At 57.3% G+C, this 26,357-nt stretch carries 21 protein-coding genes and 4 tRNA genes; 7 read left to right on the top strand and 18 right to left on the bottom strand.

Annotated elements, in window-relative coordinates; genetic code table 11:
• Positions 1 to 45: 45 nt before the first annotated feature.
• From ACM6IR_RS21085 to ACM6IR_RS21065, 5 genes are all read right to left on the bottom strand, one after another.
• On the bottom strand, positions 46 to 453 hold the full coding sequence (locus ACM6IR_RS21085) for a sel1 repeat family protein (protein ID WP_414909483.1): 408 nt from the start codon (positions 451 to 453) through the stop codon (positions 46 to 48).
• The gene (locus ACM6IR_RS21080) at positions 454 to 825 is read right to left on the bottom strand and encodes a hypothetical protein (RefSeq protein ID WP_007945207.1); all 372 of its coding nucleotides are present in this window, start codon (positions 823 to 825) and stop codon (positions 454 to 456) included. It abuts the gene before it with no gap.
• On the bottom strand, positions 822 to 1,163 hold the full coding sequence (locus ACM6IR_RS21075; protein WP_201113644.1) for a helix-turn-helix domain-containing protein: 342 nt from the start codon (positions 1,161 to 1,163) through the stop codon (positions 822 to 824). The genes ACM6IR_RS21080 and ACM6IR_RS21075 overlap by 4 nt, the downstream gene beginning before the upstream one ends.
• Positions 1,164 to 1,277: 114 nt before the next feature.
• Complete coding sequence (locus ACM6IR_RS21070; protein WP_414909482.1) at positions 1,278 to 1,733, bottom strand: YkvA family protein; 456 nt, start codon at positions 1,731 to 1,733, stop codon at positions 1,278 to 1,280.
• Positions 1,734 to 2,029: 296 nt separating this feature from the next.
• On the bottom strand, positions 2,030 to 2,746 hold the full coding sequence (locus ACM6IR_RS21065) for an FKBP-type peptidyl-prolyl cis-trans isomerase (RefSeq protein WP_414909481.1): 717 nt from the start codon (positions 2,744 to 2,746) through the stop codon (positions 2,030 to 2,032).
• A gap of 269 nt (positions 2,747 to 3,015) precedes the next feature.
• On the opposite strand from ACM6IR_RS21065, the gene ACM6IR_RS21060 reads away from it, so the two are divergent.
• Complete coding sequence (locus ACM6IR_RS21060) at positions 3,016 to 4,824, top strand: di-heme-cytochrome C peroxidase (RefSeq protein ID WP_414909480.1); 1,809 nt, start codon at positions 3,016 to 3,018, stop codon at positions 4,822 to 4,824.
• Positions 4,821 to 5,954 carry a catalase family protein gene (locus ACM6IR_RS21055; protein ID WP_414909479.1) on the top strand — a complete coding sequence of 378 codons (1,134 nt, stop codon included), beginning with the start codon at positions 4,821 to 4,823 and terminating at the stop codon, positions 5,952 to 5,954. Before ACM6IR_RS21060 ends, ACM6IR_RS21055 begins: the two co-directional genes overlap by 4 nt.
• A 274-nt stretch (positions 5,955 to 6,228) precedes the next feature.
• On the opposite strand, the gene ACM6IR_RS21050 is transcribed toward ACM6IR_RS21055, so the two are convergent.
• The 4 genes from ACM6IR_RS21050 to ACM6IR_RS21035 all read right to left on the bottom strand — a co-directional run bounded on the left by ACM6IR_RS21050 (position 6,229) and on the right by ACM6IR_RS21035 (position 6,758).
• Positions 6,229 to 6,305, bottom strand: a tRNA-Asp gene (locus ACM6IR_RS21050).
• 18 nt (positions 6,306 to 6,323) lie between these two features.
• Positions 6,324 to 6,399, bottom strand: a tRNA-Val gene (locus tag ACM6IR_RS21045).
• A 188-nt stretch (positions 6,400 to 6,587) separates the two neighbouring features.
• Positions 6,588 to 6,664 (bottom strand) — tRNA-Asp (locus tag ACM6IR_RS21040).
• An 18-nt stretch (positions 6,665 to 6,682) separates the two neighbouring features.
• Positions 6,683 to 6,758, bottom strand: a tRNA-Val gene (locus tag ACM6IR_RS21035).
• Positions 6,759 to 6,918: 160 nt separating this feature from the next.
• Between ACM6IR_RS21035 and rdgC the strand changes: the two genes are divergently transcribed.
• From rdgC to sugE, 3 genes are all read left to right on the top strand, one after another.
• Positions 6,919 to 7,839 carry a recombination-associated protein RdgC gene (rdgC, locus tag ACM6IR_RS21030; RefSeq protein ID WP_414909478.1) on the top strand — a complete coding sequence of 307 codons (921 nt, stop codon included), beginning with the start codon at positions 6,919 to 6,921 and terminating at the stop codon, positions 7,837 to 7,839.
• Positions 7,840 to 7,976: 137 nt separating this feature from the next.
• Positions 7,977 to 8,942, top strand: coding sequence for a bile acid:sodium symporter family protein (locus ACM6IR_RS21025; protein ID WP_414909477.1), 966 nt, complete (start codon positions 7,977 to 7,979; stop codon positions 8,940 to 8,942).
• 120 nt (positions 8,943 to 9,062) lie between these two features.
• Positions 9,063 to 9,377 carry a quaternary ammonium compound efflux SMR transporter SugE gene (sugE, locus tag ACM6IR_RS21020; protein WP_414909476.1) on the top strand — a complete coding sequence of 105 codons (315 nt, stop codon included), beginning with the start codon at positions 9,063 to 9,065 and terminating at the stop codon, positions 9,375 to 9,377.
• Positions 9,378 to 9,474: 97 nt separating this feature from the next.
• On the opposite strand, the gene ACM6IR_RS21015 is transcribed toward sugE, so the two are convergent.
• On the bottom strand, positions 9,475 to 10,236 hold the full coding sequence (locus tag ACM6IR_RS21015) for a TenA family transcriptional regulator (RefSeq protein WP_414909475.1): 762 nt from the start codon (positions 10,234 to 10,236) through the stop codon (positions 9,475 to 9,477).
• Positions 10,237 to 10,314: 78 nt separating this feature from the next.
• Positions 10,315 to 12,774: an EAL domain-containing protein gene (locus tag ACM6IR_RS21010; protein ID WP_414909474.1), complete on the bottom strand. Its 2,460-nt coding sequence runs from the start codon at positions 12,772 to 12,774 to the stop codon at positions 10,315 to 10,317.
• Between the two features lie 296 nt (positions 12,775 to 13,070).
• Between ACM6IR_RS21010 and ACM6IR_RS21005 the strand changes: the two genes are divergently transcribed.
• On the top strand, positions 13,071 to 17,801 hold the full coding sequence (locus tag ACM6IR_RS21005) for a hypothetical protein (RefSeq protein ID WP_414909473.1): 4,731 nt from the start codon (positions 13,071 to 13,073) through the stop codon (positions 17,799 to 17,801).
• Position 17,802: 1 nt separating this feature from the next.
• On the opposite strand, the gene ACM6IR_RS21000 is transcribed toward ACM6IR_RS21005, so the two are convergent.
• The 5 genes from ACM6IR_RS21000 to ACM6IR_RS20980 all read right to left on the bottom strand — a co-directional run bounded on the left by ACM6IR_RS21000 (position 17,803) and on the right by ACM6IR_RS20980 (position 22,208).
• The gene (locus ACM6IR_RS21000) at positions 17,803 to 19,620 is read right to left on the bottom strand and encodes an ABC transporter ATP-binding protein (RefSeq protein ID WP_414909472.1); all 1,818 of its coding nucleotides are present in this window, start codon (positions 19,618 to 19,620) and stop codon (positions 17,803 to 17,805) included.
• Positions 19,613 to 20,251: a DsbA family protein gene (locus ACM6IR_RS20995; RefSeq protein WP_414909471.1), complete on the bottom strand. Its 639-nt coding sequence runs from the start codon at positions 20,249 to 20,251 to the stop codon at positions 19,613 to 19,615. Before ACM6IR_RS20995 ends, ACM6IR_RS21000 begins: the two co-directional genes overlap by 8 nt.
• Before the next feature lie 3 nt (positions 20,252 to 20,254).
• On the bottom strand, positions 20,255 to 21,196 hold the full coding sequence (locus ACM6IR_RS20990; RefSeq protein ID WP_414909470.1) for a rhodanese-related sulfurtransferase: 942 nt from the start codon (positions 21,194 to 21,196) through the stop codon (positions 20,255 to 20,257).
• A gap of 163 nt (positions 21,197 to 21,359) precedes the next feature.
• Positions 21,360 to 21,671 (bottom strand): BolA family protein, encoded by a 312-nt coding sequence (locus ACM6IR_RS20985; RefSeq protein ID WP_414909469.1) that lies wholly within the window; start codon positions 21,669 to 21,671, stop codon positions 21,360 to 21,362.
• Positions 21,672 to 21,683: 12 nt separating this feature from the next.
• A complete protein-coding gene (locus ACM6IR_RS20980; protein ID WP_414909468.1) occupies positions 21,684 to 22,208 on the bottom strand; it encodes a DUF2059 domain-containing protein in 525 nt (174 codons plus the stop codon).
• Between the two features lie 192 nt (positions 22,209 to 22,400).
• On the opposite strand from ACM6IR_RS20980, the gene ACM6IR_RS20975 reads away from it, so the two are divergent.
• Positions 22,401 to 23,795, top strand: coding sequence for a class II fumarate hydratase (locus ACM6IR_RS20975; RefSeq protein ID WP_414909467.1), 1,395 nt, complete (start codon positions 22,401 to 22,403; stop codon positions 23,793 to 23,795).
• A gap of 113 nt (positions 23,796 to 23,908) precedes the next feature.
• Here ACM6IR_RS20975 and ACM6IR_RS20970 read toward each other — a convergent pair whose 3' ends face one another.
• Positions 23,909 to 24,868, bottom strand: a complete 960-nt coding sequence (locus tag ACM6IR_RS20970) for a DMT family transporter (RefSeq protein ID WP_414909466.1) — start codon at positions 24,866 to 24,868, stop codon at positions 23,909 to 23,911.
• A 268-nt stretch (positions 24,869 to 25,136) separates the two neighbouring features.
• Positions 25,137 to 26,321: a thiolase family protein gene (locus ACM6IR_RS20965; RefSeq protein WP_414909465.1), complete on the bottom strand. Its 1,185-nt coding sequence runs from the start codon at positions 26,319 to 26,321 to the stop codon at positions 25,137 to 25,139.
• Between the last annotated feature and the right edge of the window lie 36 nt (positions 26,322 to 26,357).

The raw sequence follows: 26,357 nt of genomic DNA, 5'->3' as shown, positions 1-26,357 counted from the left end.
AAAGGTTTCCCTTACGCCACGTTCGTTTATCGGATAACGATGGGGCTATCGCGTCGAATCGCGAGCCGCCAGTTCTTTAAGTTTGATTTCTGCCAACGGATGTCCAGCCTTGGCCGCCATCTCCCAAAACCGTGCCGCTTCAGCCGGATCCGGCGCTTTGCCCGGTGTTCCGACCAGGCTTATCACGCCCATTTGATACGCCGCTTTGCCATCGCCCGCCAACGCCGCCAGGCGCAACAATCGGACACCTTCCTCTCGTGCCCCAAGACCCACGCCGCGAAAGGCCAGGATGTGGCCATAGAAGCTCTGAGCGCCGACATCGCCCAGGTTTGCCATCCGCGCGAATTGGCCTTCGAGCCAGTGCCAGCCTCGGGGCTGGCGCACAAACCATGACCAATGAAACAACCGGCGGGCCAGCCAGTAGCCGGCCTGTGCCTTGAGTCGTAAAAACACTCAGGCCTCTGCCGATTCCGGGTATTCGTATTCGAACACCCGAACCACTTCCGAGGCATGCCAGGATGCTGCGGCAACGCCATCGGACGGCCCGGAGAAACGCCCCAGGCGCTCGACGCATTCGAAGAACCCCGTGCGTGGCAAGCGGCTGGCGCCTTGGCTGATCACCAGCGAACTGCGCAAGGGCTGTTCGGCTTTGGCGTCCAGTGCGGCCAGATGCTCAAGGGCAGCAGTCAAGGTTTGCATGGCTGGCGTGGGCAACTGCAAACGCTCCAGCAATGCCCGGTAAGTCAGAAGATGGCGCTGGCGGCGCGCCTGATCCAGTTCTCCCAGTAACCCATCCCAATGATGACGACTGATGCGTACGCTCACGATTCATCCCTCCACCCTGGCACCGTCAATTCCCAGGCCAGGCTTCGGCGAATCGCAGCGTCGGGTTGACGCTCGCCACTTTCGATCAAGGCCAGATAAGACGGGCTGATGCCTACCGTGCGGGCCAGCGCCTCGATGGCGATGCCCTTCCCTTCGCGCAAACTGCGTAGTTGATCCAGACCAGGAAGAATCTGGTCTGGTGCTGCCGCTTGTCGCTCTGGGGCGACCCGCGGCGGTTGCTCATTAATGCCTGCTGCTTTCAGTAGAGCCTGATACTGAGCCCATGGTAGAACCGCATACTCGGGCTCGCCTTCGCGTGTGATTATCTGAATATCCATGACTTCCCCGTAGGACAACGACACTTAGCGAGTCGGCACTTTTCCTTAGAAGTGTAATCCTAACAGCGGCCAAGGTCGCGGGGGGTATGAATATATGGACGTCCCTCAAGCGAATCAGGTTTTTTTCGGGCCCTGTAGCTGAAGTTGCTGCACGGTATCGGGCAAGCGTTCGACCACGGCGAGCTTCTCCGGCAGCTGTCGATTGCGCCAGACGCGGAACGCGTTGAGTTCGTCCTCGAAGACTTTCATCAACCAGGCCAATACGGCGATGTCATCGAGCATGCCGAAAACCGGAATAAAATCCGGAATCGCATCCACCGGACTGAGGAAGTACATCAGGCCTGCGACCACTGATATCAGCGCCTTCGGGCTGATGGCCCGATACTCACCACGCCAGTAAGCAAGGCATAACGCCTGCAACAAGCGCAGGTCGTCCTTCAGCTTGCCCAATCGGTTACCCTGGCTGGCACCTTTGCTGGCCACCGCGAACAGCAAGGCAGGCAATCGTCCACGAGCCAACAGGCGTCCGGCCAGTGGCAGGAAACGAGCGAAATTCCACGGTGCTTTCATCATTCCTCCCGCTGAAATGTTATCCACACAAATTGTGGATAACCTTGTGAACAGAGCTGCATTTCACGGCTGAAAGCCCCGTTTCATAAGGGCTTAACTCAGATCGGGCGTTTTTTACTCACATAAAAAAAACCCAAGATTTCATTGACTTGGCGCTCTGGCGCCGCTAGCACGAGGGTCCTCAATGGCTATGACTCCAGCCTACAGCATCCGTTCGCTTTGTTTACCTCTTGCCAAACGCCAGATGCAACAACGCCCCGCATAAAGCGAGGCGTTGTTTTTAGAGCAGATGCAAATTACTTGGCAGCATCGTCTTGTTTTGTCGGATCTTTAATCCCCAACAGTTCCAGATCGAATACCAGTACCGAGTTGGCTGGAATCGCAGGGCTTGGGCTTTGGGCGCCGTAGGCCAGTTCGCTAGGAATGTACAGTTTGTACTTCTCGCCAACGTGCATCAGTTGCAGGCCTTCGACCCAACCCGGAATCACACCGCTGACTGGCAGATCGATCGGGCTGCCGCGCTCGACGGAGCTGTCGAAAACGGTGCCGTTGGTCAGTTTGCCGGTGTAATGAACAGTCACGACGTCGGTCGGCTTAGGCTGTGCGCCATCGGTCTTCTTGACCACTTCGTACTGCAAACCGGAAGCGGTGGTGGTTACACCGGCTTTCTTGGCGTTTTCTTCGAGGAATTTCTTGCCGGCGGCTGCCGACTCTTCGCTCATTTTGGCCATGCGCTCTTCAGCACGCTTTTGCAGTGCTGCGAAGGCTTCGACCAGTTCGTCGTCCTTCAGTTTCTGCTCTTTCTTGCCGACGGCATCTTCGATGCCTTGGGCTACGGCCTTGGAATCCAGGTCATCCATGCCTTCCTGAGCCAGGCTTTTGCCCATGTTCAGGCCAATTCCGTAGGAAGCTTTTTGCGCCGGAGTTTTCAGCTCTACGCTGGTCTGCGAATCACAACCCGCAAGTACCAGGCTAACCAGGGCTACCGCCGCCGCCAACCGATGCTGTTTCATGCTATTTCCTTGTTCATGCGCCTAAAGGGCAATCGAGTAAAGCCGCGAGCTTATCAGGCGGCCACGACCAATGGCTACCGGCATAAGAGCAGGAAACATCTGATAAGTTCAGGGGTTTTAACGCATTTCCGGATTCGGATGATGAAGCTTCTGTCAGCTTCCCCTCACAGAGACCGATCCCGTATCCCACAGCATCTGGCGTAATGGCCACTTGCCGCACCTCTGAGGCTGAGGCATAAGAGAGCGATAATTCGACAAGGATGGTTATCTTGCGCCTCTTATTCCGCCTGTTAGCTCTGATCGCTGCGCTTCTTGGACTCAGCCTTTGCGTGGTTCTTTACTTCGTCGCCAACCCGAAACTGCCAACCTGGACACCCGCACAACAGGTGCACTACCTGGAGCAATGGAGCGCTGCCGACCGCCAGACTTACTATTTAACGCCTCAGGGCACTCAGGTCAAAGGCTTGCATTACGACTGGTTCAACGCCCTCGAACTGCCCTTCTCGCAACAACGATTCGCCACTCCAGAATACCTCGCCCGCTTCGGTTTTCTGATTGACCCCAGCCAGCGCCCCACGCCGAACAACCCTGGCAACCTGCCTGTAGGGTTTACCCGTCATCAGAACCCGGACAGTCAGGAAGTATTTCTGGACATTACCTGTGCCGCTTGCCACACCGGAGAACTGCGTTTCAACGGCCAGGCTGTGCGCATCGACGGCGGCTCGGCGCAGCATGTCTTGCCATCCAGCATTCCTACACTGCGAGGTGGCAGTTTCGGGCAAGCGCTGGTGGCCAGCCTGACGTCGACTTACTACAACCCGTGGAAATTCGAACGTTTCGCACGCAACGTACTGGGCCAGGACTACGACATCCGCCATCAGCAACTGCGCAAAGACTTCAAGGCGTCTCTTGATACTTTCTTGAAGGCGGCCTGGAACGACACCCATCGCGGTCTCTACCCGACCGAAGAAGGCCCCGGCCGTACCGATGCATTCGGGCGTATTGCCAATGCCAGTTTCGGCGATGCCATTTCCCCCGCTAACTACCGGGTGGCCAATGCACCGGTTGATTATCCGCAGTTGTGGGACATGTGGACCTTCGACTGGGTGCAATGGAACGGCTCGGCGCAGCAACCCATGGCCCGCAACATCGGTGAAGCCCTGGGCGTAGGGGCCACGCTGAATTTCTTCGACAGTGACGGCCAGCCACTCAAGGGCGACAATCGTTACCCATCCAGCGTCCGAGTGCGTGACCTGCACCTGATTGAACAAACCCTGCAACGACTCAAACCACCTGCCTGGCCAGAAGAACTGCTGGGGACAGTGGACAAACCCTTGGCCGCCAAAGGTCGCGCGCTGTTCACCGAGAACTGCGCCGGCTGCCATCTCCCTCGATCAATCGAAAACAACGGACGCTGGGTGCAACCTTTGAAAATGCTGCCTGTGGCGTTCATTGGTACGGACCCCGGCGCCGCCGACAATATCGCTGACCACCGCTTCGACCTCACTGCCTTGCAATGGGATCCGGCAGAACTGGGTCAACTGGATGTGCAGTTGCAACCGACACCCACCGAGCCGCTGGACTTGAGCAAGCTGTCGTCGGCCAAAGGGCTGGCTTACATCACCGCGTTCGTCGAGAACCGCGCTTACCGTGACGCGAACATTCCCATCGCCGAGCGACCGGCCATGGATGGCTTCGGCCTGCCCATCGGGGTCCGGGAATTGCGCGCCTACAAAGCCCGGCCGCTGGCGGGCGTGTGGGCGACCCCGCCGTTTCTGCACAACGGCTCAGTGCCGAGTCTCTATCAACTGCTCTCGCCCCAGGATGAGCGCGCGACCACGTTTTATAAAGGCACGTTCGAGTACGACCCAAGGCACTTGGGCTATCGAACCGAGGCCTTTACCAACGGTTTCGAATTCGACACGCGCATCACCGGCAATCACAACAGTGGCCACGAGTTTCGCGCCGGCAAGCTCGGCAACGGCGTGATCGGTCGCTGGCTGCAACCCGAGGAGCGTTGGGCGCTTCTGGAATACCTGAAAGTATTGGGTGGCCCGCTGGAGGCACAATTGCCATGACTTCAGTGTGGATGCGTTTTGGCGCCTTCCTTGGCAAAACCCTGCTCTTGTTATTGAGTCTTGGAGTGCTCGGCTGGGCACTGGCGTCCGCCTGGTTTGCCTGGCAGCACCGAGGGCCGGTGTCGGCTGAAGAACTGATTCCGGACGGCGAAGCAGCGATGACTCAGGATGTCATTCAGACCGCCGTGCGTATCGTCGATCAGCACCGTGAAAGCACGCGCTACCTGCGCGATGCACATGCCAAGGCACATGGGTGTGTGAAGGCCGACGTTCAGGTACTTCCGGAACTGCCCGATGAACTGCGTCAGGGCGTATTCAGTGAGCCGGGCAAAACCTGGCAAGCGACGATGCGGTTGTCCAATGGCAATGCTTACCCGCAGTTCGACAGCATCCGCGATGCTCGGGGAATGGCGATCAAGTTACTCGATGTGCCTGGCAAACAGCTGCTCGACGATCAAAAAAACCGTGGAGAGCAAGACTTCGTGATGTTTAGCCATCCGAATTTTTTCGTCAGCGATGTCACGGAGTATCGTCAGAACGTTTCCGCCCAGGCTGACGGCGAGACGCTGAAGGCGTTCTTCCCTGGTTGGGACCCGCGGACCTGGCAGGTTCGACACCTGCTTATCGCACTGGCGACCCTCTCCCCCGCCCCGGAAAGCCCGACGCGGACGACCTACTTTTCGGTTTCGCCCTACAAGTTCGGTCAAGCCAATGCCAAGTTCCGGGTAATGCCGGATCCTGACAGTTGCCCGACCTACACCCTACCGGCACAAAACCAGAAGTTGCCGAATTTCCTGCGCAATGCCCTGAACCAGCAGCTGTCGACAGATCGGATACCGGCGTGTTTCGTCTTGCAAATCCAACGGCAGGATCCGGGCAAGTACATGCCGATCGAGGACACGAGCATCGAATGGAGAGAAAGCGACGCGCCGTTCGAGACGGTGGCGCGGATCAATGTACCGGCCCAGGACTTCGATACGCCGGCACTGAACGTGCGATGCGACAACCAGTCGTTCAATCCCTGGTTCGGCCTGGAGGCTCATCGACCCATCGGCGGGATCAATCGCCTGCGCAAAGCGGTATACGAAGCGGTCAGCGATTACCGCCACAGCCGCAACGCCGAGCAATAAGCAGGAAACACACGTTCTGTAGCCGCTGGCGAAGCCTGCGTCCGCCTGTAGCAGCTGTCGAGGTACGAGGCTGCGTTGCGTGTCCGCAGGACCGCCCTCGAGGGCCGCTGCGCAGCCCAACGCAGCCTCGTACCTCGACAGCTGCTACAAGGGGCGTATTTCGCCTGAACAGGTCGCTTTGCATGCGAAAGCCAAATCCCAGACAGCAAAAAGCCCGCATTAAGCGGGCTTTTTCCGTGGTGACCTGGCGTTCAGCGTTCCAGATTACCGAATATGGCGCAGCGGACGGGACTCGAACCCGCGACCCCCGGCGTGACAGGCCGGTATTCTAACCGACTGAACTACCGCTGCGCGTAACATTGAAAGTAATGGTGGGTGATGACGGGATCGAACCGCCGACATTCTGCTTGTAAGGCAGACGCTCTCCCAGCTGAGCTAATCACCCTTTACCTTCGTTGCGGGGCGCATTGTGCCACAGATTTTCATAACGTGTTGATTTAATTGATAAATTAATCAAAAAAATCTGAAACCAGTAAAACAACACATCCCTGCAGGAACTACGGACAGAAAAAAACCCGCGTTAGCGGGCTTTTCCGTGGTGACCTGGCGTTCAGCGTTCCAGGTTACCGAATATGGCGCAGCGGACGGGACTCGAACCCGCGACCCCCGGCGTGACAGGCCGGTATTCTAACCGACTGAACTACCGCTGCGCGTAACACTAAAGCGAATGGTGGGTGATGACGGGATCGAACCGCCGACATTCTGCTTGTAAGGCAGACGCTCTCCCAGCTGAGCTAATCACCCTTCACTTTCGGTGTGGCGCGCATTCTACGGAGCGTCCCCACCTCTGGCAAGCACTTTTTTAAATAATTTTTTCAGGCCTTCCAAAGGCTTAGAGAAGGGTTGGCCTATGGCGCCGCTAAGAGAATAATGCCCCCCTTTGTATAAAGGAGAGACTCGCCTCATGTGGTTCAAAAACCTGCTTATCTATCGCCTGACCCAAGATCTGCCTTTTGATGCCGAGGCGTTGGAAACTGCACTGGCCACCAAACTGGCGCGTCCGTGTGCAAGCCAGGAGTTGACCACCTACGGTTTCGTCGCGCCGTTCGGCAAAGGCGAAGATGCACCGCTGGTGCACGTCAGCGGCGACTTCCTGCTGATCTCCGCCCGCAAAGAAGAACGCATCTTGCCGGGCAGCGTCGTGCGTGACGCGGTGAAGGAAAAGGTCGAAGAGATCGAAGCCGAACAGATGCGCAAGGTCTATAAAAAGGAACGCGACCAGATCAAGGATGAAATCATCCAGGCCTTCCTGCCGCGCGCCTTTATCCGTCGTTCGTCGACCTTCGCTGCCATCGCGCCGAAACAGGGCCTGATCCTGGTCAACTCGGCCAGTCCGAAACGCGCAGAAGACTTGTTGTCGACCCTGCGTGAAGTGATCGGCACGCTGCCGGTACGACCACTGACCGTGAAAATGTCCCCGACGGCGACCATGACTGAATGGGTCACCACCCAAAAAGCCGCGGACGACTTCTTTGTGCTGGACGAGTGCGAGCTGCGTGATACCCACGAAGATGGCGGCATTGTGCGCTGCAAGCGTCAGGACCTGACCAGCGACGAAATCCAGCTGCACCTGAGTACCGGCAAAGTGGTCACTCAACTGTCGCTGGCCTGGCAAGACAAACTGTCTTTCGTCCTCGACGACAAGATGGTGGTCAAGCGCCTGAAGTTCGAAGATCTGCTGCAAGACCAGGCGGAACAGGACGGCGGCGAAGAAGCACTCGGTCAACTGGATGCCAGCTTCACCCTGATGATGCTGACCTTCGGCGACTTCCTGCCGGCGCTGGTTGAAGCGTTGGGCGGCGAAGAGACTCCGCAAGGGATCTAAAGGATTGTGATCTCTACTGTAGGAGCGAGCTTGCTCGCGATGATGTGTCAGGCCAATGGGTGTCGACTGACACTCCATCGCGAGCAAGCTCGCTCCTACAAGGGGTCGTGGCGCTACTGAAAAATAAGGATCAGGCCATGCGTGCACTGGCTGTATTGAGTCGCTTTGTCGGAAACACCTTCGCTTACTGGGTGCTGATTTTCGCCATCGTGGCGTTTGTCCAGCCGATGTGGTTCATCGGCCTGAAAGGCGCAATCGTGCCGCTGTTGGGGCTGGTGATGTTCGGCATGGGCCTGACCCTCAAGCTCGAAGACTTCGCCGAAGTCGCTCGCCATCCTTGGCGCGTGGCTCTGGGCGTGGTTGCCCATTTCGTGATCATGCCCGGCATGGCGTGGTTGCTCTGCCAGGCTTTTCACCTGCCGCCAGAGATCGCCGTCGGCGTTATCCTGGTCGGCTGCTGCCCAAGTGGCACGTCGTCGAATGTAATGACCTGGCTGGCACGCGGAGATCTCGCCCTGTCGGTGGCGATTGCCGCTGTCACCACCCTCCTCGCGCCATTGTTGACGCCGGCGCTGATCTGGTTGCTGGCATCGGCCTGGTTACCGGTCTCCTTCATGGAGCTGTTCTGGTCGATCCTGCAAGTGGTGCTGCTGCCGATAGTGCTCGGCGTGGTTGCCCAGCGTTTGCTCGGTGATCGGGTTCGCCACGCGGTGGACGTTCTGCCACTGGTATCGGTGGTCAGCATCGTGATCATTGTCACCGCCGTCGTTGCCGCCAGCCAGGCAAAAATCGCCGAGTCCGGTCTGTTGATCATGGCCGTGGTGATGCTGCATAACAGCTTTGGCTACCTGTTGGGTTATTTCACAGGCCGCCTGTTCAAGTTACCGCTGGCTCAACGCAAATCCCTGGCGCTGGAAGTCGGCATGCAAAATTCCGGATTGGGCGCCGCGCTGGCCAGTGCTCATTTCTCACCGCTGGCGGCAGTGCCGAGTGCGCTGTTCAGTGTTTGGCACAACATTTCCGGGGCGCTGCTCTCGACGTATTTCCGGCGGATGAGCGAGAAAGAAGATCGGGAACTGGCGGCCAGACAAGCCACCGACTGATCCGAAAACTTGATCCCTGGATTAATGATGGGCACTCTATATGCGCATCGCGAGGACGACCTCGCGGCTCAATCGAGTCATTAATCTGGGGACGACCCCGTCAATGGATGGAGGTCTCTCATGTCCTGGATCATTCTGTTTTTCGCCGGCCTGTTCGAAGTGGGCTGGGCCGTCGGCCTGAAATACACCGATGGTTTCAGCCGCCCTCTCCCGACGGCATTGACCGTTGCCGCCATGGCCATCAGCCTTGGCCTGCTGGGCCTTGCCATGAAAGAGCTGCCGCTGGGCACCGCCTATGCGATCTGGACGGGCGTGGGCGCAGTCGGAACGGTGATCGCCGGGATCATTCTGTTTGGCGAGTCCATGGCGCTGTTCAGGCTGGCCAGTGTGGCGCTGGTCATTGCCGGGCTGGCTGGATTGAAGATCACCGCTTAGCTTAATTGTTTACGGCTGCAAAAAAGCCCGCGCCCCTGACAATACAGATCGGGACACGGGCTTTTTACATGGACACGCCATTTTCCGGATTAACGGATCAGCTTTCGGCCATCGCCAGGCGCTCACGCGCCACCGGAGCCTTTTCCGAATACTCAAGCTGCATGCAGCGTTCCAGGAACAGGTACATGTAGTCGTAGCTTTTGCAGATGGCCTGGCGCAATTCCGTTTGCAGGGACTGGCTCGGGTTCAATCCCGCCAGCGTGCAGATGATTTCCAGCGCTTCCCACGGATGGGCATCGTCGTACTGGGCGTGCATCTTCAACCACTTCATGGCGCGTTTGCGATCTTCCTCGAGAAATGCCGCTGCGTAGACGCCGCTGGAACAGACGAGTGCCGACCACTCCCCCGTCGCCCCCTCTATGGCGTAATTGGTGGCGGCAATGGCCACGATCAGCGAGTCCGCCGAACAGGTGTGCCAGCACCAATGGCTCAGCGCGTGAAGCTCGGGGGCAACCTGTTGCGCTTGCAGATCTTCCAGGCTGACACCGTGAGCGCGGCTCCAGTGCAGCCAGTAATCGGCGTGGTTCAATTCGACGCGGATGTTACGCATCAACCAGCGACGCGCCATGTCTTCGCCTGGATGGCGAGCAAAACGGGTCTTGGTCAGGTTCTGAGCCATGTATAACGCGAACTGCTCGACCACCGGCCAGCCACCAATAAGGTACTGACGCATGGTCTTGGCGCTGAGTTTGTTATCTCGCATGCGCTGATACAGATCGTGTTCGACAACCCGGCGCTTACTCTCGCTGCAATCCTGGATCAATTTCTGGGCCCAGGCGGGATAACTTGCAGCTTCCATGAGGGGTCCGGTTCGGCTGAATGTGTCGATCACTGTCGAGCTCCTTTTGATTGTGATTGTTAGGATCAGCAAGAGATTTCAACGGAACGTGCCTGGTGCCTTGAACAACAAAGGCTGAGGCCTGGCAGGACGACTTTGTAAACTGTCGCAGGTAAACAGATGCGGGCGTTCAATGACATACCCTTGAGCGTAATCCACCCCGATTTCCAAGAGTGCCTGCTCAATCTGCGGTGTTTCAACAAACTCTGCAATCGTACGCTTACCCATGACATGACCGATGTGGTTGATCACCTCAACCATGGCGCGGTTAATCGGGTCGTCCAGCATGTCCTTTACGAAACTCCCGTCAATCTTCAGGAAGTCTACAGGCAAATGTTTCAGGTAGGCGAATGAGGACATACCGGCACAAAAGTCGTCCAGCGAAAAGTGGCAACCTAAGCCTTTGAGCTCATTGATAAATCTGATTGCGCTTCCGAGATTGGAAATTGCGCTGGTTTCAGTGATTTCAAAACAAATCATTTCAGGCGGTATGGCGTAAGCAACGAACTGTTCACGCAGGAAGGTCAGAAATGCCTCATCTCCGATGGTCGTGCCTGACAGATTGATCGCACACATGGCCAACGGCCCTTTGCGCTTCTCGGCGATGCATTGGGCGATGATCTTGAAAACGTTCTGCACGACCCAACGATCCAGGGAAGTCATCAGGCCGTAACGCTCGGCGGCCGGAATAAAACTGTCCGGCAAAATCATGCGCCCGGCCTCATCATGCAGGCGCAGCAGAATTTCTATATGCCCACCGCCTTGCCCGCTATGACCAAGAGGCGCAATTTCCTGCGAGTACAAGCAGAAACGATCTTCTTCCAACGCCATGTGCAAGCGTTGCACCCAAGCCATCTCGCCGAAGCGCAGTGACAGCTCCGAATCGTCGGCATGGTAGACCTGAACGCGGTTGCGGCCCTTTTCCTTAGCCATGTAACACGCCATATCGGCTGCACGCAGCGAGGTTTCGAGGGTCGTCGGAGCCTGATTGATATGAACCAGGCCGACGCTTACGGTCGTCACAAACGGCCGGCCCTTCCAGACGAAATGCAGGTTTTGCACGGTCTGGCGCAAGTTCTCGGCGATCTTTTCCGCCGCTTCCGGTGCACAGTTCTCCAGCAGGATGCCGAACTCGTCACCGCCCAGCCGGGCCAGGGTGTCGCCTTCGCGCAGACCTGACTGCAACAGTGCGCAAATATGCCGCAGCAACTCGTCTCCTGCTGCGTGACCACAGGTATCGTTGACTAACTTGAACTGGTCAAGATCGAGGAACATCAGGGCATGGCGCCCCGTCTGACGCGTCAGCTGATGCAGGGCCTGTTCCAGGCGATACTCGAATTCGCGGCGGTTGGCGAGGCCGGTCAAGGCATCGTGAGTCGCCTGCCAGGACAAGTTGGCGATGTATTGCCGCTCCTGGGTCATGTCGTGCAGCACCAGCACGGTGCCGCTGACTTTACCGGCATTGCGGATCGGCGCACCGACCAGGGTCACTGAAACCGTGCTGCCATCCAGGCGCTGGATCAATTTGGAATGTTCGCTGCCACCACTGAGCTGGCCGCTTAAAATGTGCTCGATCAACGTAAAGCCATCGGCCTGAGCGTTCTCGTCCAGCAAATTGAACAGCGCCGCCAATGGCAAACCCGTCGCCTGCTCGGCCTTCCAGTGGGTTAATGCTTCGGCGGCCGGGTTCATGTAGGCGATCGCCCCTTCGACATCCGTGGTAATCACCCCATCGCCAATCGATTGCAGGGTGATCTGGGCCCGGTCTTTCTCCAATTGAAGGGCCTCGGCGAACGCATGGCGTTGTTTGAGCAGCTTGTGGGTGCGCATTAAGGCCAGCGCGATCAGGCCAAGCGCGGTCGCGAGGTTCGTCACCAGCAGCAGGCGCAGAATCACCCGTGAGCCCTCGCCCAGCGCATCGCTGAAGGCCTTCGCGGCCGGCGTCACCTCATCATTGATATCGAATATCTGTTCCTTCCAACGCTTGATGTCGGCGTCGGTAGTCTGTGTGGCGGTGATGTGCTGATGCATTTCCTGCGCGACGTCATTGAGTCGCACCAGGTACCCGTCACCTACCGTCCACAGATCAATGGCTTTCTGGAGGTAACTGAAATGGCGGAAATTGAGGTACAGCCAGATCAAACTGGGGACGTCATCCGGGTGGTTGCCACCCTTGAGGATCGCCAGTCGTGCCGCCTCGATATTCGGTGGATGAAGATCCAGCGCCAGGCGCAATTCGTGGCCACCTTGAGGCACGGCAATTGCATTCTGATATTTGAGGAAAATCGTTTCGTCGCGACTGTCGGCATAGAGATTGAGGTAATAGATGGCGTCTTTCTGGCCCTTGGACCACAAGCTTTCACCCGCGACATAACCACGAACCGCCGAGAGCACGTACAAGCTAACGCCGCCCAGCAGGGCCTGAAATAACACAACGGCGATAAATGGCCAGACGATGCCCAGCAACCGTGGCGTTCCGAGAGTCCGTGTTTGATTCATGAGATCCCTTGTTATAGCACTGCCAGATCATCATCCAACGTGATCGCTATAGCTAGACTAGGGTGCGTTCTTGATCCCGGCAAGCGAGAAGCCCGTTACTGTGAACAAGTCCCTGTAAATATCTGCTTTTTCCGTTCGCTGCTGGCAACCAGAGCGACAAACAGTTCTTCGAAAAAATACCCTCCGTCCTATATCTATATACCGCTCCTCCCCTCTCTTTTTCGCTTGAAATCGGACCACGACTTCATCGCCCTTAAGCGGTGCACAGACCAACCGACTATCAAGAGACATCTCTCATGCAAACAACTACTTCAGGCGCAACGGCGACCGCGTTGCCCCCCTCGATACCCTCTGCCGCACAACTACATACAGGCCAGCTGGAAGATTACGAACTTATGCTGACCGCCATGGGCGATATCAATCTGCATAATTCAATACCGATACGGCCTTTTTCACCGCTGCATAGGGTAAGTGAAGACGGATTCAGCGCAATGTGGCAATTGCTGCGCGATCAAGATTTCATGGATTTGTGCACAAACCTCGAATTGCAGCTACTTGACCTTTACGTCAGCTTGGAAGATGGCAAATACATCTATCAAACCTGGGGAATCGATGGGAATCGAGTCACGTTGCCTTTGACGGAACACGCAAAATGGCAAGCACTTAAACCCCGGATCGAAATGGCAGCCACATCACTGGGAGGAGCGATAAACTCTAACCGCACTATCAGCATGGAAAGGATATGCTGGTTTTACGGTCTTGCACCGTGGATACGGCAAAATGTGCATGAACATGCCGCCGCGAAGTTTGCCCTTCAAGAAAATATCGCCAGTCATCATTTGAAGCTGGAGGACGATTTCGACATCCTCGAGCTGAGGCGACGCCCCACCGACGAAGATCGTGCGGCATTTCGAGCCAGCCGACGGCGATCGCCCAATCCCTCACAGGTCGATACGCAAACAGTGCATGCCGACATCATCCGGGCGGAAATAATCGAAACCGTAAACCAGTTTCTGCCTGAGGGAAGTACATCACCGCTGACCTACCTCGCCAACGACATTCTTGCCGGGGCAACCGTTGAACAAGTCAGGGCAACGCCGACGATTTATCTGCAAAAAATTCTGCAAAGCGCTAAAGCCGAGACGCTGGGAATCCTCTTGTTGTCGGCGATGGATTGGTACGGGGGTGAGATAGGTGAAGAGACCTCGCCCTACATCCGTACCAAACTGATTGCCAACGCACTGCAGCTTTGGCTGGCTTCACGGACCAGTGAAAATCCTGACCAGATTGCCGGATACGCCTTGCAGGCCCGTGCAAATTGGGGAAAGAGTTATCAAGCGATTCGCGCCGAGTTTGAAGCACATCTACTCACTTCAAAACAGGCATCGTCGGAGAAAGAGGCGATCGTTATTGCACGATTGTTTCTGCCCCTGTTTCCAGCCGAGTTTCGGGTCCGGGGTATTCCGGTGGATCTTGCGTACCGAAGTACCGTGGTCTGGGTAAATTTCGTCAACGGCGTGAACATCGTCAATGCGACCGACCCTGGGCTGTTAGGCAGACTGCGCTTTGAGCAGCTGGTCAACCTGCCGATCCAGCTATCTGAGGGGGCGACCCAGGAACAATTGAGCCAAATCGGCCTGGCGAGACTGCTTCCTACACTGGACTGGGCAGTAGCCCAGGGCGTCATTGCGCAAAAAAGCCGTAAAGATTACACGCAAGACGATATTGATCGAGCGCTTTCAGAACTGGACAAACAGACTAACGAACTCAATGAAGCCATTGTCCGAATCGATGAAGAAGCCCCCCAACGGTTATCCATGGCCAAAAATGAACTGGAAAGGCTCTTTGGAAAGGTCGCCTTCACCTCGGACGGCCGAAAGCTGGCCAGGACACAAATGGAACCCATCCTTTATTCGCGTGATACGCCGTTCCTCAGAGGAAAAGGGTACGACTCTTACTCACTCCTCGACGTCCTTGCCTCCGGCAAGTTTGACGATCAGAAAAAATGGTTTGTAACAGAAGCTGATGGCACCACCCTAAGCTCAAAATGGATTCAGATTGATGAGAGCCGAACGATAAAGTCCAACGGGATTTCACTGGGCGAAGGGTGGGGAGGCCGACAAAAGGTCCTGTCACCGTTTGCTAAGTTGCTCGACGTCAAAACGCTTTTCGACAACGACTTCAAGCACCATCTGGAACGGATTACCGCAGCCTATGAAACGCTGATTAAAAGCCTACTGGCATCGCTGCCGTATACCGACCGTCAGGCACTGGAATTTGGCGAGATCAAGGTCCACAGCCTGAGAATGCAAACCAACCTTGTCGAGGCCGATAATGAAACGCCGGAAATCATTCTGCCGCTCAGAGCTCGCAATGGCTTGATACTGCAGGCAACCTATGAGCACCAGACCACTTGTTACGAACTACTGCCCAGAGTGGGAATGTTACGTCGCATTGAAAATCTGGACTCAAAGCTGTTCGGTGGCGAACTCAAATCTGAAAAATGGCGTGTCTCCAAAAACGGGACCTCTACCGTCAAGGTACTGCGTCATAAAACAGTGCCGTTTGATTGGGACGCTCATTTAAACGGCACAGCACCCAAAAAACAAACTGACTGCCAGGCCATTATCGAACAACTGGGAGATACGCTCACCGCAACACCCAAACCTGCACAAAATACCCAAGGTGCCCCACTGACATTATCGTCTAGCCGCTCAGCTGCAATCAGCCATCACATCGCAACAGCGTTGTTGTTTGTGGACCCGGTTGCCCTCCGCAAAAGCGCTTATGGGCAGACACAGTTTGAACTTGAAGACGAGCAAACAGAGACTGGGCTAGCGATCATAAAAATGGTTGTACCGTTCTGGGGCAGTATCGAAGACCTGATGTCCGGTGACAAAAACCGTTATCCCATGGGAGCTTTTGGCCTGTTCACCGACCTGCTGTCATTCGGACTGCCATTTGGCAAATTCGTGTCTGGCTCGGTAAGGGTGATAACCACCACGGCCCGACTGAGTCTGCGAGCCACCCTCCCAGCCTTTACATCACTGACAAAAAAACTACTGATTTCGACGTTGAGTGCGCTCAACCCGCTAGATGGTATTCCGTCACTGCTTAAAGTATTAGGCACCACCGCGTGGAAGGGCGGGCGATTTGCCCTTGGCAAACTAAAGGGACTGGCGGGAAGAACCGGTCACTACGATTTCGTCCACAGCCTGCCGCAGACTGGCGAGGCAGAACGTTGGAGGCCCTTGGCGGATGGCGATCAATTAGCCCGCGTCAGAGGCGTCGACGACGTACCCGTACGTAATCTGACGAGCTCCGGCAAGTCCGACTATCGCCTGATCGATCCGCTTTCATCCAAACCGTATGGCCCGACGCTACCGACCAGGGCCGGTGAGCTTTCGCAGGGGCGATCCCACTACGCCCCCCTGAAAAAGACCAACAACCAGACCCTCGTCGATCTTTCTGAAAACACGAGCGTGCGCGAGGTACTTGAAATCGATGGCCGGACCACGCTGTTTCTTGATGATGTGCCGTACCGACTGGATGGCGATGTGTTGCGTCGTGTCGATCTGATTGATGACAGTGAGGCGTTGAAACTCGTCCCTTGCCGCCCCCGCCGCATGCCTGGGAGTGACGCCTGTATCAACAGTTATGTGACCGGTGATCCGGCCCCTACGCCTGCGCTCGGTTCATTCGACGAAACCAAAGGATACGCGCCATGGTTTGGAGACAGGCTGTCGACCCCGGCTACCCGGCCGGGTCATGAAGGAGCGTTTTTCGCCCGTGATGGGGTGGTTTATAAAGACGTGGATAACGTGCTCACCGCTCATAAAGAGCACTTCACTACACTGGGCTTCGCCAAGGACTGGTTGGTACCCGGCAAGGAAATTTCGACCAACCTGCAATTTCGCAAAGGCATTTACGGCCGTATCGAGGTTCGAGGGGCGTATGAAGGCACTGACGACCTGCACAGGGTCGGGGCCATTCTGGTGCCGTCCATCGATGAGACCAAGACCCACGTTTTCACTCGACTCAATACCGACAAGTACTACCACACGACAGTACTCGCCGGACAAAGCCTGACCGAACCACTGACATTGAAACGGTTGCTCAAGGCCGAACTGGCCGAAGGTACAGAAGGCGCAGAGCTATTGCGTGTATATACCGGCTCTCTGGGCGCCAACAACGTCGCCCGCATCTACGGCGTCGATGCCATCGAGCGGGCAATGGAAACCATGGAAAGGATCGCCATTCGCATTGGTACCAGCGCCACTCCGCCAACCAACATGAAATGGCTGAAGGTCGATACCAGCCCCGGCGAGGCGTTGATGTTCGATCACTCGACCCGAATGATTGTCACCCAGCTGCCGAAAGGTGCGACAAGCTGGTCGCGCAGCAAGGTCGCACCAGAAGCCTTCCGTCAAAGAACAGTGGAAATTTTCGATACATTGTTCCTTGAGCCGAGCATCGTGCTGAAGAATACCGACAGCGCATTGAGGATCGACAGCACGATGAAAAAGCTTCACAACCTTATCCCTCGTCACCAGCGCCCGTTCAATGCTAGAAACATCGCCTATGCCGAAGTTGTCACCGCCACCGGGAAGCGGGAGGTTTATGTCAGTGTTTCGGGAGCGCAGGGGGCGACCGGACATCTGCCGTTGTTCAGACATAATCTTGGCGCAGATCAGGTCAAGGTAGGCGAAACGACCTACTTCAATGTTGATATGAACGAAGTTTTTCCCAGCACATCACTCCGCGTGTCTGATGAAGGCAAATTACTCGCTGTGCCGGCGACAATAAAAGATATTGAAAGCTATAGCCCGATACTGACTCGCAAGCCCACGTCACTGGACAGCGAAAGCAAGTTGATCAGCGTGATTCGCGAAAAATACCCCGATCCCAGATCGATCGGAACGGTTAACGTCGCCACCACCATGCCACCCTGCGAATCCTGTTCGGTTGTTATCAAGGAATTCGGTTACGACGGCAGGGAAAATGCCCTGAACGTCTTATGGCACTAATCTAGTGCTGCTGCAAATGCCCATAAAGCTTGGCGTATAACCCACCATCAGCAATCAACTGCTGATGGTCACCGTCTTCGGCAATTTGCCCGCCATCGAACACCAGCACTCGATCAGCCTGCTTCACCGCAGACAACCGGTGCGCAATGATCAGCGTGGTGCGGTTGCTCAAGAATCGCGCCAACGCCTGGTGCAGGTTGTATTCGGTGGCGGCGTCCAGTGCCGAGGTGGCCTCGTCGAGGATCACTACCTTGGGCTCGGCCAGCACCATCCGCGCAATCGCCAGGCGTTGACGCTGCCCGCCGGATAATCGCACGCCGGAACGTCCGACGATGCTGTCCAGGCCGTTGGGCAACTCACGAACCGTGTGGTGCAACTGAGCAATCTCCAACGCCTGCCAGCAGGCCTCGTCGCTGCGTTCGCGGCCCATAGTCAGGTTGGCGCGGATGGTGTCGTTGAACAGCGCCGGATGTTGCAGGACCACGGCGACATTTTCCCGCACCGTTTCCAGGCCGATCTCTTGCTGGGTCGAACCACCGAAACGGATGGTCCCGGCCAGCGGCGTGTACAGGCCCAGCAGCAATTGCACCAGCGTGCTTTTGCCGCCACCGCTGGCGCCGACGATCGCGACTTTTTCACCGGGGGCGATCGACAGGTTCATCTGATTCAACACCAGTTCGTCGCCGTACCCGAAACTCAATCCCTGGACTTCAATGCCAACGGTTTCACGACCATTGAACGGGTCGACACCGCCCGGGTATTCGGGCTCATCGGCCCGAGCCAGCAACTCGTTGATCCGCGATAACGCGCCGCCGGCAGCGTAATAGGCGTATTGCAGATTCAGCAGCTGTTCGACCGGACCAATCATGAACCACAGGTAGCTGAACACCGCCAGCATCTGGCCGATGGACAGGTCGGAAAACAACACCGTGAGCATGGCGGCCGCGCGAAAAATATCGATACCGAACTGGAATAACAAACCGCTGGCACGGTTTGAGGCATCGGTTTTCCATTGCGAACTCACCGCGTAATCGCGCACCTCCCGGGCGCGTTGGCCCAGGCGCCCAAGGAAAAAACCCTGACGATTGCCTGCGCGCACTTCCTGGATCGAGTCGAGGGTTTCGGTCAACGCCTGGGTAAAACGCGAGGTGCTGTCGTTCTCGAGTTTCTTCAGGTGTTTGACCCGTTTGCCCAACTGCACCGTGGCATAGATCACCAGTGGATTGAACAATAAAATCAACAGCGCCAGTTTCCAATGCATCCACATCAGAATGCCGGCGGTGCCGACCAGTGTCAGCATGGCGACAAGGAAACGGCTCAGGGTTTCGCCAACGAATTTGTCCAGCGTATCCAGGTCAGTCACCAGGTGCGTGGTGACCGTGCCGCTGCCCAGGCTTTCATACTCACTCAACGAGATGCGCTTGAGTCGCTCGATCAGGCGCACGCGAATACGGTAGACGATGTCCTTGGCCAACGCCGCGAACAATCGCGCCTGCACGACGTTGAACAGCAACGCGGCGCAACGCAGGGTCAAGGTCACCAGCAGCATCAAGCCAATGTAGCCTGCCGCTTTCTGCCAACCTTCAGGCAGCGCATGGTTCATGATCTTCAGTGCGGCGTCGCCGTGCCCCAGTAGCACTTCGTCCACCAGCAACGGTAGAAGCAAGGGAATGGGTACGCTGCACAGGGTCGCCAGCACGGCCACGCCGTTGGCGATCCATAGGGATTTCTTGTGATGAAGTGCCAGCCGACGGATTTCCGCCCAGCTCAGACGGTCAACACGCTTGGGAGCTGGCGCGTCATCGGGCAGGTCATGCACAGGCCGCGCGCTCCAGCCAACGGCCGAGCAGCGGTGACAGTACACTTAGAGGCTGATAGCCATTGGTCAACAACGCCAATTGACCATCACGCTCAGCCAACAAGGTCGGGAAACCGGCAATGCCCAGGTCTTGCACCCAGGTGAAATCGGCGGCCGTCGCGGCGTGCTGGTCCGCACGGTCGAACGCAGCGGCGAATTCGATGCGTGGTAACCCGGCCTGCTCCGCCAGTTCCACCAGCACACTGGCGTGTGTGACATCGCGCCCTTCGGCGTAAAACGCGTGCTGAATCAGCCCGAGCAGTTTCCACGCGCAATCGGGTGCCAGGCTGCGCGCAGTCACCAGCGCCCGACAGGCAGGTTCGGTGTCGTAGACAAAACCCTCGGGCAATGCGCCTTCCAGCTTGAATGGTTGACCGGTAGCCTCTGTGACCGCCTGCCAATGCTCAAGGATATAGCGTCGGGTGGTCGGCTCCATCGCCGCACCACTGCCCGTGCGCAAACCGCCTACGACCAGATGCACGTCCACACCCGCCGCTTGCGCCTGCTCGACCAGCGCGTTGGCCACCGGCGCAAAGCCCCAGCACCAGGAACACATCGGATCCATCACATAGAGCAAGCGGCGTACAGACATGATTCAAGCCTCCGAAGGTGCTTTCTTGTAGTTGTAGCCGATTGGGTGCGGCATGTTGCGCGCCTTGGCCAGTTCGATCTGCTTCTGCCGATCGATGGCACTGCGGCGGGTCTTCTCGCTCAGCTTATCCCAGCAATGCGGGCAACTGATGCCGGCCACGTAATGCTCGGACGCACGGTCAGAGGCGCTAACCGGTGTACGACAGGCATGACATTGATCGTAATCGCCTTCGCTCAGATCGTGGCGAACGGTGACCCGGTTATCGAACACAAAGCAGTCGCCCTGCCATTTGGTTTCTTCCAGCGGCACCTCTTCGAGGTACTTCAGGATCCCGCCCTTGAGGTGGTAGACCTCGTCAAAACCCTGGCTGAGCATGTAGCTCGAGGCTTTTTCACAGCGAATGCCGCCGGTGCAGAACATCGCGACTTTCTTGTGCACAGCCGGGTCGAAGTGTTCTTTGATGTAGTCGGGGAATTCACGAAAACTGGTGGTCTTCGGGTCGATGGCGCCTTCAAAGGTGCCGATCGAGACCTCGTAGTCGTTGCGGGTGTCGATCAACAACACTTCTGGATCGCTGATCAGCGCGTTCCAGTTCTGCGGGTCAACGTAAGTGCCGACCTTTTTGTTCGGGTCCACGCCTTCGACGCCCAGGGTGACGATTTCTTTCTTGAGTTTGACTTTGGTGCGATAGAACGGCTGATCGTCGCAGTACGATTCCTTGTGGTCGATGTCGTCCATGCGCGGATCGTTCTTGAGCCAGGCCATCAACCCGTCGATGCCTTCGCGGCTACCGGACACAGTGCCGTTGATGCCTTCTTCGGCGATCAGCAGCGTGCCTTTGATGCCGTTGTCGACCATTGCTTGCAGCAGTGGCTCGCGCAGGTCGATGTAATCTTCCAGAGTGACGAACTTATAAAGTGCCGCCACGACAATCTGTTGTGTCATGGGTGATTCTCCAGGTGGCTACCCTCGTAAGGGGTGAACCGGATGCGAAAAAAAACGCGCCGGGGCAGCGGCGCGTTGCGGATTGTAGCAAAGGAGCAGCGGTTAGCGGCAAGCTTCAAGCTGCGAGCCAGAAGCGCGATGCCTTGAACTTGGAGCTTGCAGCTTAAAGCTGTTTTTGCTGCTTCTCTCCGCCTGCACAGGTCGGCGAGGCCGGAGCCGCATCGATCTGTGCCCATTCCTCTGGCGTGTAGGTATGCAGCGCCAACGCATGGAACTCGCCCATCAGCTCGCCGAGCGTGCCGTAGACTTTTTGGTGACGCTTGACGCGATTGAGCCCTTCGAACTGCTGGCTGACCACCACCGCCTTGAAGTGGGTTTGCAACCCACGGCTGTGCATGTGGCTTTCATCCAGCACTTGCAGATGCTCGGGCTGCAACAGGCCCAACGTCGATTCGATGCGTTGCTGCATGGTCATACCGAACTCCGCTTAAGGCTTTTTCTTGGCTGGAGCGGCAGCGCCTTTAGGCGCCAGCTCGTTGGTCATGTCATCCAGCAACTTGTTGACCACAGGCACCGCGCTTTCCAGCTTGGCTTGGGTCATCTGGGCCGATTGCTGAGTCAGCTGCGGCATTTTTTCCAGGACTTTCTTGCCCAGTGGCGACTGGTAGAACGCAACCAGGTCTTTCAACTCGGATTCGCTGAAGTTGGTGGTGTACAGCTTGACCATGTCCGGCTTCAGTTTGTCCCAGCCAATGGCCGCGTTCAGTGCAGCGTTGGCTTTGGCCTGATACGTTTCCAGCACGGCCTTTTTCGATTCAGGCGCTTTGGTCTGTTCAAAGCGCTGAGCGAACATTTGCTGCACTTGCATGTACACCGGAGTGCCCAATTTGTCAGCGTGCGCCAGGGTCAGGAAAGCTTCGGCGCTGGCGTTGTGGCTGGCGGTATCGGCAAAAACAGGGCCGCTGGCGCAAACCAGTGCAACCGCGGTACAGATGGCACGAAGACGAGTCATCGAGTTTCCTTTTCTAGCAGGCGAGGTCATACCCCAAGGGCGTCTATTCTGCGCCTAAAAAAGTGTGTCACTCAACCCCAAGCCTTGTGGGGCCTGATTTAGAGGGGTTGAACGATCAAATTCCACACGGATGGAACCACGGTCGGCGATCAGGGCCTAAACTGCCCTATCAGACCGACAGGAGTGTGCATGATGAGCCGTATCGAAACCGACAGCCTTGGCCAGGTGGAAGTCCCGGATGAAGCCTACTGGGGCGCTCAGACGCAACGCTCTCTGATTAACTTCGCCATCGGCAACGAGCGCATGCCGCTGGCGGTACTGCATGCCCTGGCGCTGATCAAGAAAGCCGCGGCACGGGTCAACAACCGCAATGGCGATCTGCCCGCCGACATCGCCCGACTGATTGAACAGGCGGCCGACGAAGTGCTCGACGGCAGCCACGACGACCAGTTCCCGTTGGTGGTCTGGCAGACCGGTAGCGGCACCCAGAGCAACATGAACGTCAACGAAGTGATCGCCGGGCGTGCCAATGAACTGGCCGGAAACCCTCGCGGCGGCAAAGAGCCGGTTCATCCGAACGATCATGTCAACCGCTCCCAGAGTTCCAACGACTGCTTCCCCACCGCCATGCACATCGCCACCGTTCAGGCCGTGCAGCACCATTTATTGCCAGCGATCAGCGAATTGTCCGGCGGATTGGCCGAGCTCTCGGCGCGGCACATGAAACTGGTCAAGACCGGCCGCACCCACATGATGGACGCCACGCCGATTACGTTCGGCCAGGAGATTTCGGCGTTCATCGCACAACTGGATTACGCCGATCGGGCGATCCGCAGCGCCCTGCCGGCCGTCTGTGAACTGGCCCAGGGCGGCACTGCTGTCGGCACCGGACTGAATTCGCCGCACGGTTTTGGCGAGGCCATCGCCGCCGAACTGGCCGCGCTCTCAGGCCTACCGTTCATCACCGCGCCGAACAAATTCGCCGCCCTCGCCGGCCATGAGCCGCTGACCACGTTGTCCGGCGCGCTGAAAACCCTCGCCGTGACCCTGATGAAAATCGCCAACGACCTGCGCTTGCTGGGTTCTGGCCCGCGAGCCGGTCTCGCTGAAGTAAAACTGCCTGCCAACGAGCCGGGCAGCTCGATCATGCCCGGCAAGGTCAATCCCACCCAGTGCGAAGCCTTGTCGATGCTGGCGTGCCAAGTGATGGGCAACGACGTCGCCATCGGCTTCGCGGCAAGTCAGGGGCACTTGCAATTGAACGTGTTCAAACCCGTGATCATCCACAACCTGCTGCAATCGATCCGCCTGCTGGGCGATGGCTGCAGCAACTTCCAGCAGCATTGCATCGCCGGCCTGGAACCGGATGCGGCAAAAATGGCTGAACATCTGGAGCGTGGATTGATGTTGGTGACCGCGCTGAATCCGCATATCGGCTATGACAAGTCGGCGGAAATTGCCAAGAAGGCGTATGCCGAAGGGCTGACATTGCGTGAGGCGGCGTTGCAGTTGGGGTATCTGACGGATGCCGAGTTTGAAGCGTGGGTGCGGCCGGAGAATATGTTGGAGGCAGGGGCCAAGGGCTGAGATCTGCGTTGACAGTTAGTCCGCCATCGCGAGCAAGCTCGCTCCCACAGGGATTTGAAGTGCGACATAGATCTCTGTGGGAGCGAGCCTGCTCGCGAAGAACGATAATGCGGTTAACCTGCTGCCATCCGTACCTTTCGAGCTCGAAGCCCCGCTATCAGCGATGGCCCCAAGGCCACCAGCGCCGATCCCAGCACCACCAGCACCGCCCCGCCATACCCCAAACCGTTGATCGTCTCGGCATGCACATACTCTGGCCACATCCATGCTGCGAACGCCACCGCAACAAAGGTCACCAACGGTGTGATCGCCAAGGTCGCACTCACCCGCGAAGCCTCCCAATGCGCCAGCGCTTCAGCGAACGCGCCATAGGCAATCAAGGTGTTCATGCAGCACGCCAGCAATAGCCAACCTTGCAGCGGGTTCAGTTGCAGCGCTTCCAGCGGGTGTACCCACGGCGTCAGCAACAGCGCGCAAAACAGGTAGATCACCATCATGACCTGCAACGAATTCCACACCGTCAGCAGTTGTTTCTGCCCCAGCGCATAGAACGTCCAGACCGTTGAAGCCGACAGCACCAGCAAAACGCCCGCGGTGTAATCCGTCAGGGACGTGAGCAACTCAGTCAGGCGCTGATTGAAAAACAGGCCGAAACCAATAAGCAGCACCAGCAAGCCAATGCCCTGCCCCACGCTGAACCGCTCCTTGAACACAAACAGGCTGGCGATCAGCAGCATGATCGGCCCCATTTGCACCACCAACTGAGCGGTGCCGGGGCTGAGCAGGTTCAGGCCCATCAGGTACAGCACATAGTTGCCCACCAGACCGAGCACCGCCATCAACACCAGCCAACCACCGCGCGGGCCGAGAGCTGCTCGGCTTGGCAGACGTTTGGTCGCCGCCAGGTAAATGAACAGGCACCCACCGGAAACTGTCAGGCGAAACCACGTCACCGTCACCGGGTCCATCACCAGCAGCACTTGTTTGAGTTTGATCGGCAGGATTCCCCACAGCACCGCGGTCAACAGGGCCAGGAACAGACCGTAAACCCAACGACCCGATGAAATGTGCATGCGAACCCCAAGACCAGAAAACCAGATCGGTCATTCTAGGCGCAGAGTCGTGCGGCACACAGGGACAGTTTGCCGTTGGCCGCGAATGAAACTGTACAGGTCGCAACGTTAAATGGGCACGGTACGGGAAATCCAGGCGTTAGATCGGAGCGCTGCCCTTCGCGAGCAGGCTCGCTCCCACATTGACCGAGTTTTCAAATTGGAATGCGGTCAAATGTGGGAGCCTGCTCGCGAAGGCGATGTAACATTCACCACAAACTGTCGAGATTTAACGCACCGCTTCAAACAACCCCGTAGCCCCCATCCCGCCCCCCACGCACATGGTGACGATGCCGTAACGCAGTGTGCGTCGCTGCAACTCACGAACAAGGTGCCCGACCTGACGTGAACCAGTCATGCCGAACGGATGGCCGATAGAGATCGAGCCACCATTGACGTTGTATTTCCCGTTATCGATCCCCAGCCGGTTGCGGCTATACAGGCACTGGGAGGCGAATGCTTCATTGAGCTCCCACAGGTCAATGTCGGCAATCTGCAAACCTTTGGCCTTGAGCAGTTTCGGCACTGAAAAAACCGGGCCGATACCCATTTCATCCGGCGCACACCCGGCCACGGTAAAACCGCGGAAGAAGGCTTTCGGCTTCAGGCCCAGCGCCAGGGCTTTTTCCAGGCTCATGACCAGGGTCATGGAGGCGCCGTCGGACAGTTGCGAGGAGTTACCAGCCGTGACCGAACCGTCTTCGGAAAACACCGGGTTCAATCCCGCCAGACTGTCCAGTGTGGTGTCCGGGCGATTGCAGTCATCGTGATCGACGATGCCGTCGAGGATTTTCACCTCGCCGGTCGCCTTGTCTTCAACCCGATACTTCACCGTCATCGGCACGATTTCATCGTCGAACAACCCGGCAGCTTGAGCCTGGGCGGTGCGTTGCTGGCTTTGCAGGGCGTACAGGTCCTGCTCTTCACGGCTGACGTTGTAACGACGAGCGACGATTTCGGCCGTCTGGCCCATTGGGAAGTAGATGCCCGGCACCTGCTCTTTGAGCAGCGGGTTGATCAGGTTATCGGTGTTCACGCTTTTCATCGTGAGGCTGATGGACTCGACGCCACCGGCGACGATGATGTCGCTGCACCCCGAAGCGATCTGGTTGGCAGCAATGGCGATCGCCTGCAAGCCCGACGAGCAGAAACGGTTCAGGGTCATGCCGGCGGTGCCGATGCCCAGACGCGACAACACCGCGACGTTGCGACCGATGTTGTAACCCTGGGCGCCTTCGTTGGAGCCGGCGCCGACGATGCAGTCTTCGACGCTGGCCGGGTCAATGCCCGTGCGCCTCAACAAGGCATCGACACAATGCGCCGCCATGTCGTCAGGACGGGTCTGGTTGAACTTGCCGCGAAAGGACTTGGCCAGGCCGGTCCGCACACTGTCGACGATCACCACTTCACGCATGGCATACCTCATTGTTGTTGTGGGTTGAGAGTGGAC

Source organism: Pseudomonas sp. IT-P253 (assembly GCF_949768125.1).
In the GTDB taxonomy this organism is placed as follows: Bacteria; Pseudomonadota; Gammaproteobacteria; order Pseudomonadales; family Pseudomonadaceae; genus Aquipseudomonas.
The sequence above is the reverse complement of the archived record's forward strand: the minus strand, read 5'-3'. Positions and strand labels throughout refer to the sequence as shown.

Excerpts from the sequence above, each read along its gene's own strand:
- ACM6IR_RS21075 (WP_201113644.1), bottom strand. The coding sequence starts at position 1,163 with ATGGATATTCAGATAATCACACGCGAAGGCGAGCCCGAGTATGCGGTT.
- ACM6IR_RS21070 (WP_414909482.1), bottom strand. The coding sequence starts at position 1,733 with ATGAAAGCACCGTGGAATTTCGCTCGTTTCCTGCCACTGGCCGGACGC.
- ACM6IR_RS21065 (WP_414909481.1), bottom strand. The coding sequence starts at position 2,746 with ATGAAACAGCATCGGTTGGCGGCGGCGGTAGCCCTGGTTAGCCTGGTA.
- ACM6IR_RS21055 (WP_414909479.1), top strand. The coding sequence starts at position 4,821 with ATGACTTCAGTGTGGATGCGTTTTGGCGCCTTCCTTGGCAAAACCCTG.
- rdgC (WP_414909478.1), top strand. The coding sequence starts at position 6,919 with ATGTGGTTCAAAAACCTGCTTATCTATCGCCTGACCCAAGATCTGCCT.
- ACM6IR_RS21025 (WP_414909477.1), top strand. The coding sequence starts at position 7,977 with ATGCGTGCACTGGCTGTATTGAGTCGCTTTGTCGGAAACACCTTCGCT.
- sugE (WP_414909476.1), top strand. The coding sequence starts at position 9,063 with ATGTCCTGGATCATTCTGTTTTTCGCCGGCCTGTTCGAAGTGGGCTGG.
- ACM6IR_RS21015 (WP_414909475.1), bottom strand. The coding sequence starts at position 10,236 with ATGGAAGCTGCAAGTTATCCCGCCTGGGCCCAGAAATTGATCCAGGAT.
- ACM6IR_RS21010 (WP_414909474.1), bottom strand. The coding sequence starts at position 12,774 with ATGAATCAAACACGGACTCTCGGAACGCCACGGTTGCTGGGCATCGTC.
- ACM6IR_RS21005 (WP_414909473.1), top strand. The coding sequence starts at position 13,071 with ATGCAAACAACTACTTCAGGCGCAACGGCGACCGCGTTGCCCCCCTCG.
- ACM6IR_RS20995 (WP_414909471.1), bottom strand. The coding sequence starts at position 20,251 with ATGTCTGTACGCCGCTTGCTCTATGTGATGGATCCGATGTGTTCCTGG.
- ACM6IR_RS20990 (WP_414909470.1), bottom strand. The coding sequence starts at position 21,196 with ATGACACAACAGATTGTCGTGGCGGCACTTTATAAGTTCGTCACTCTG.
- ACM6IR_RS20985 (WP_414909469.1), bottom strand. The coding sequence starts at position 21,671 with ATGACCATGCAGCAACGCATCGAATCGACGTTGGGCCTGTTGCAGCCC.
- ACM6IR_RS20980 (WP_414909468.1), bottom strand. The coding sequence starts at position 22,208 with ATGACTCGTCTTCGTGCCATCTGTACCGCGGTTGCACTGGTTTGCGCC.
- ACM6IR_RS20975 (WP_414909467.1), top strand. The coding sequence starts at position 22,401 with ATGAGCCGTATCGAAACCGACAGCCTTGGCCAGGTGGAAGTCCCGGAT.
- ACM6IR_RS20970 (WP_414909466.1), bottom strand. The coding sequence starts at position 24,868 with ATGCACATTTCATCGGGTCGTTGGGTTTACGGTCTGTTCCTGGCCCTG.
- ACM6IR_RS20965 (WP_414909465.1), bottom strand. The coding sequence starts at position 26,321 with ATGCGTGAAGTGGTGATCGTCGACAGTGTGCGGACCGGCCTGGCCAAG.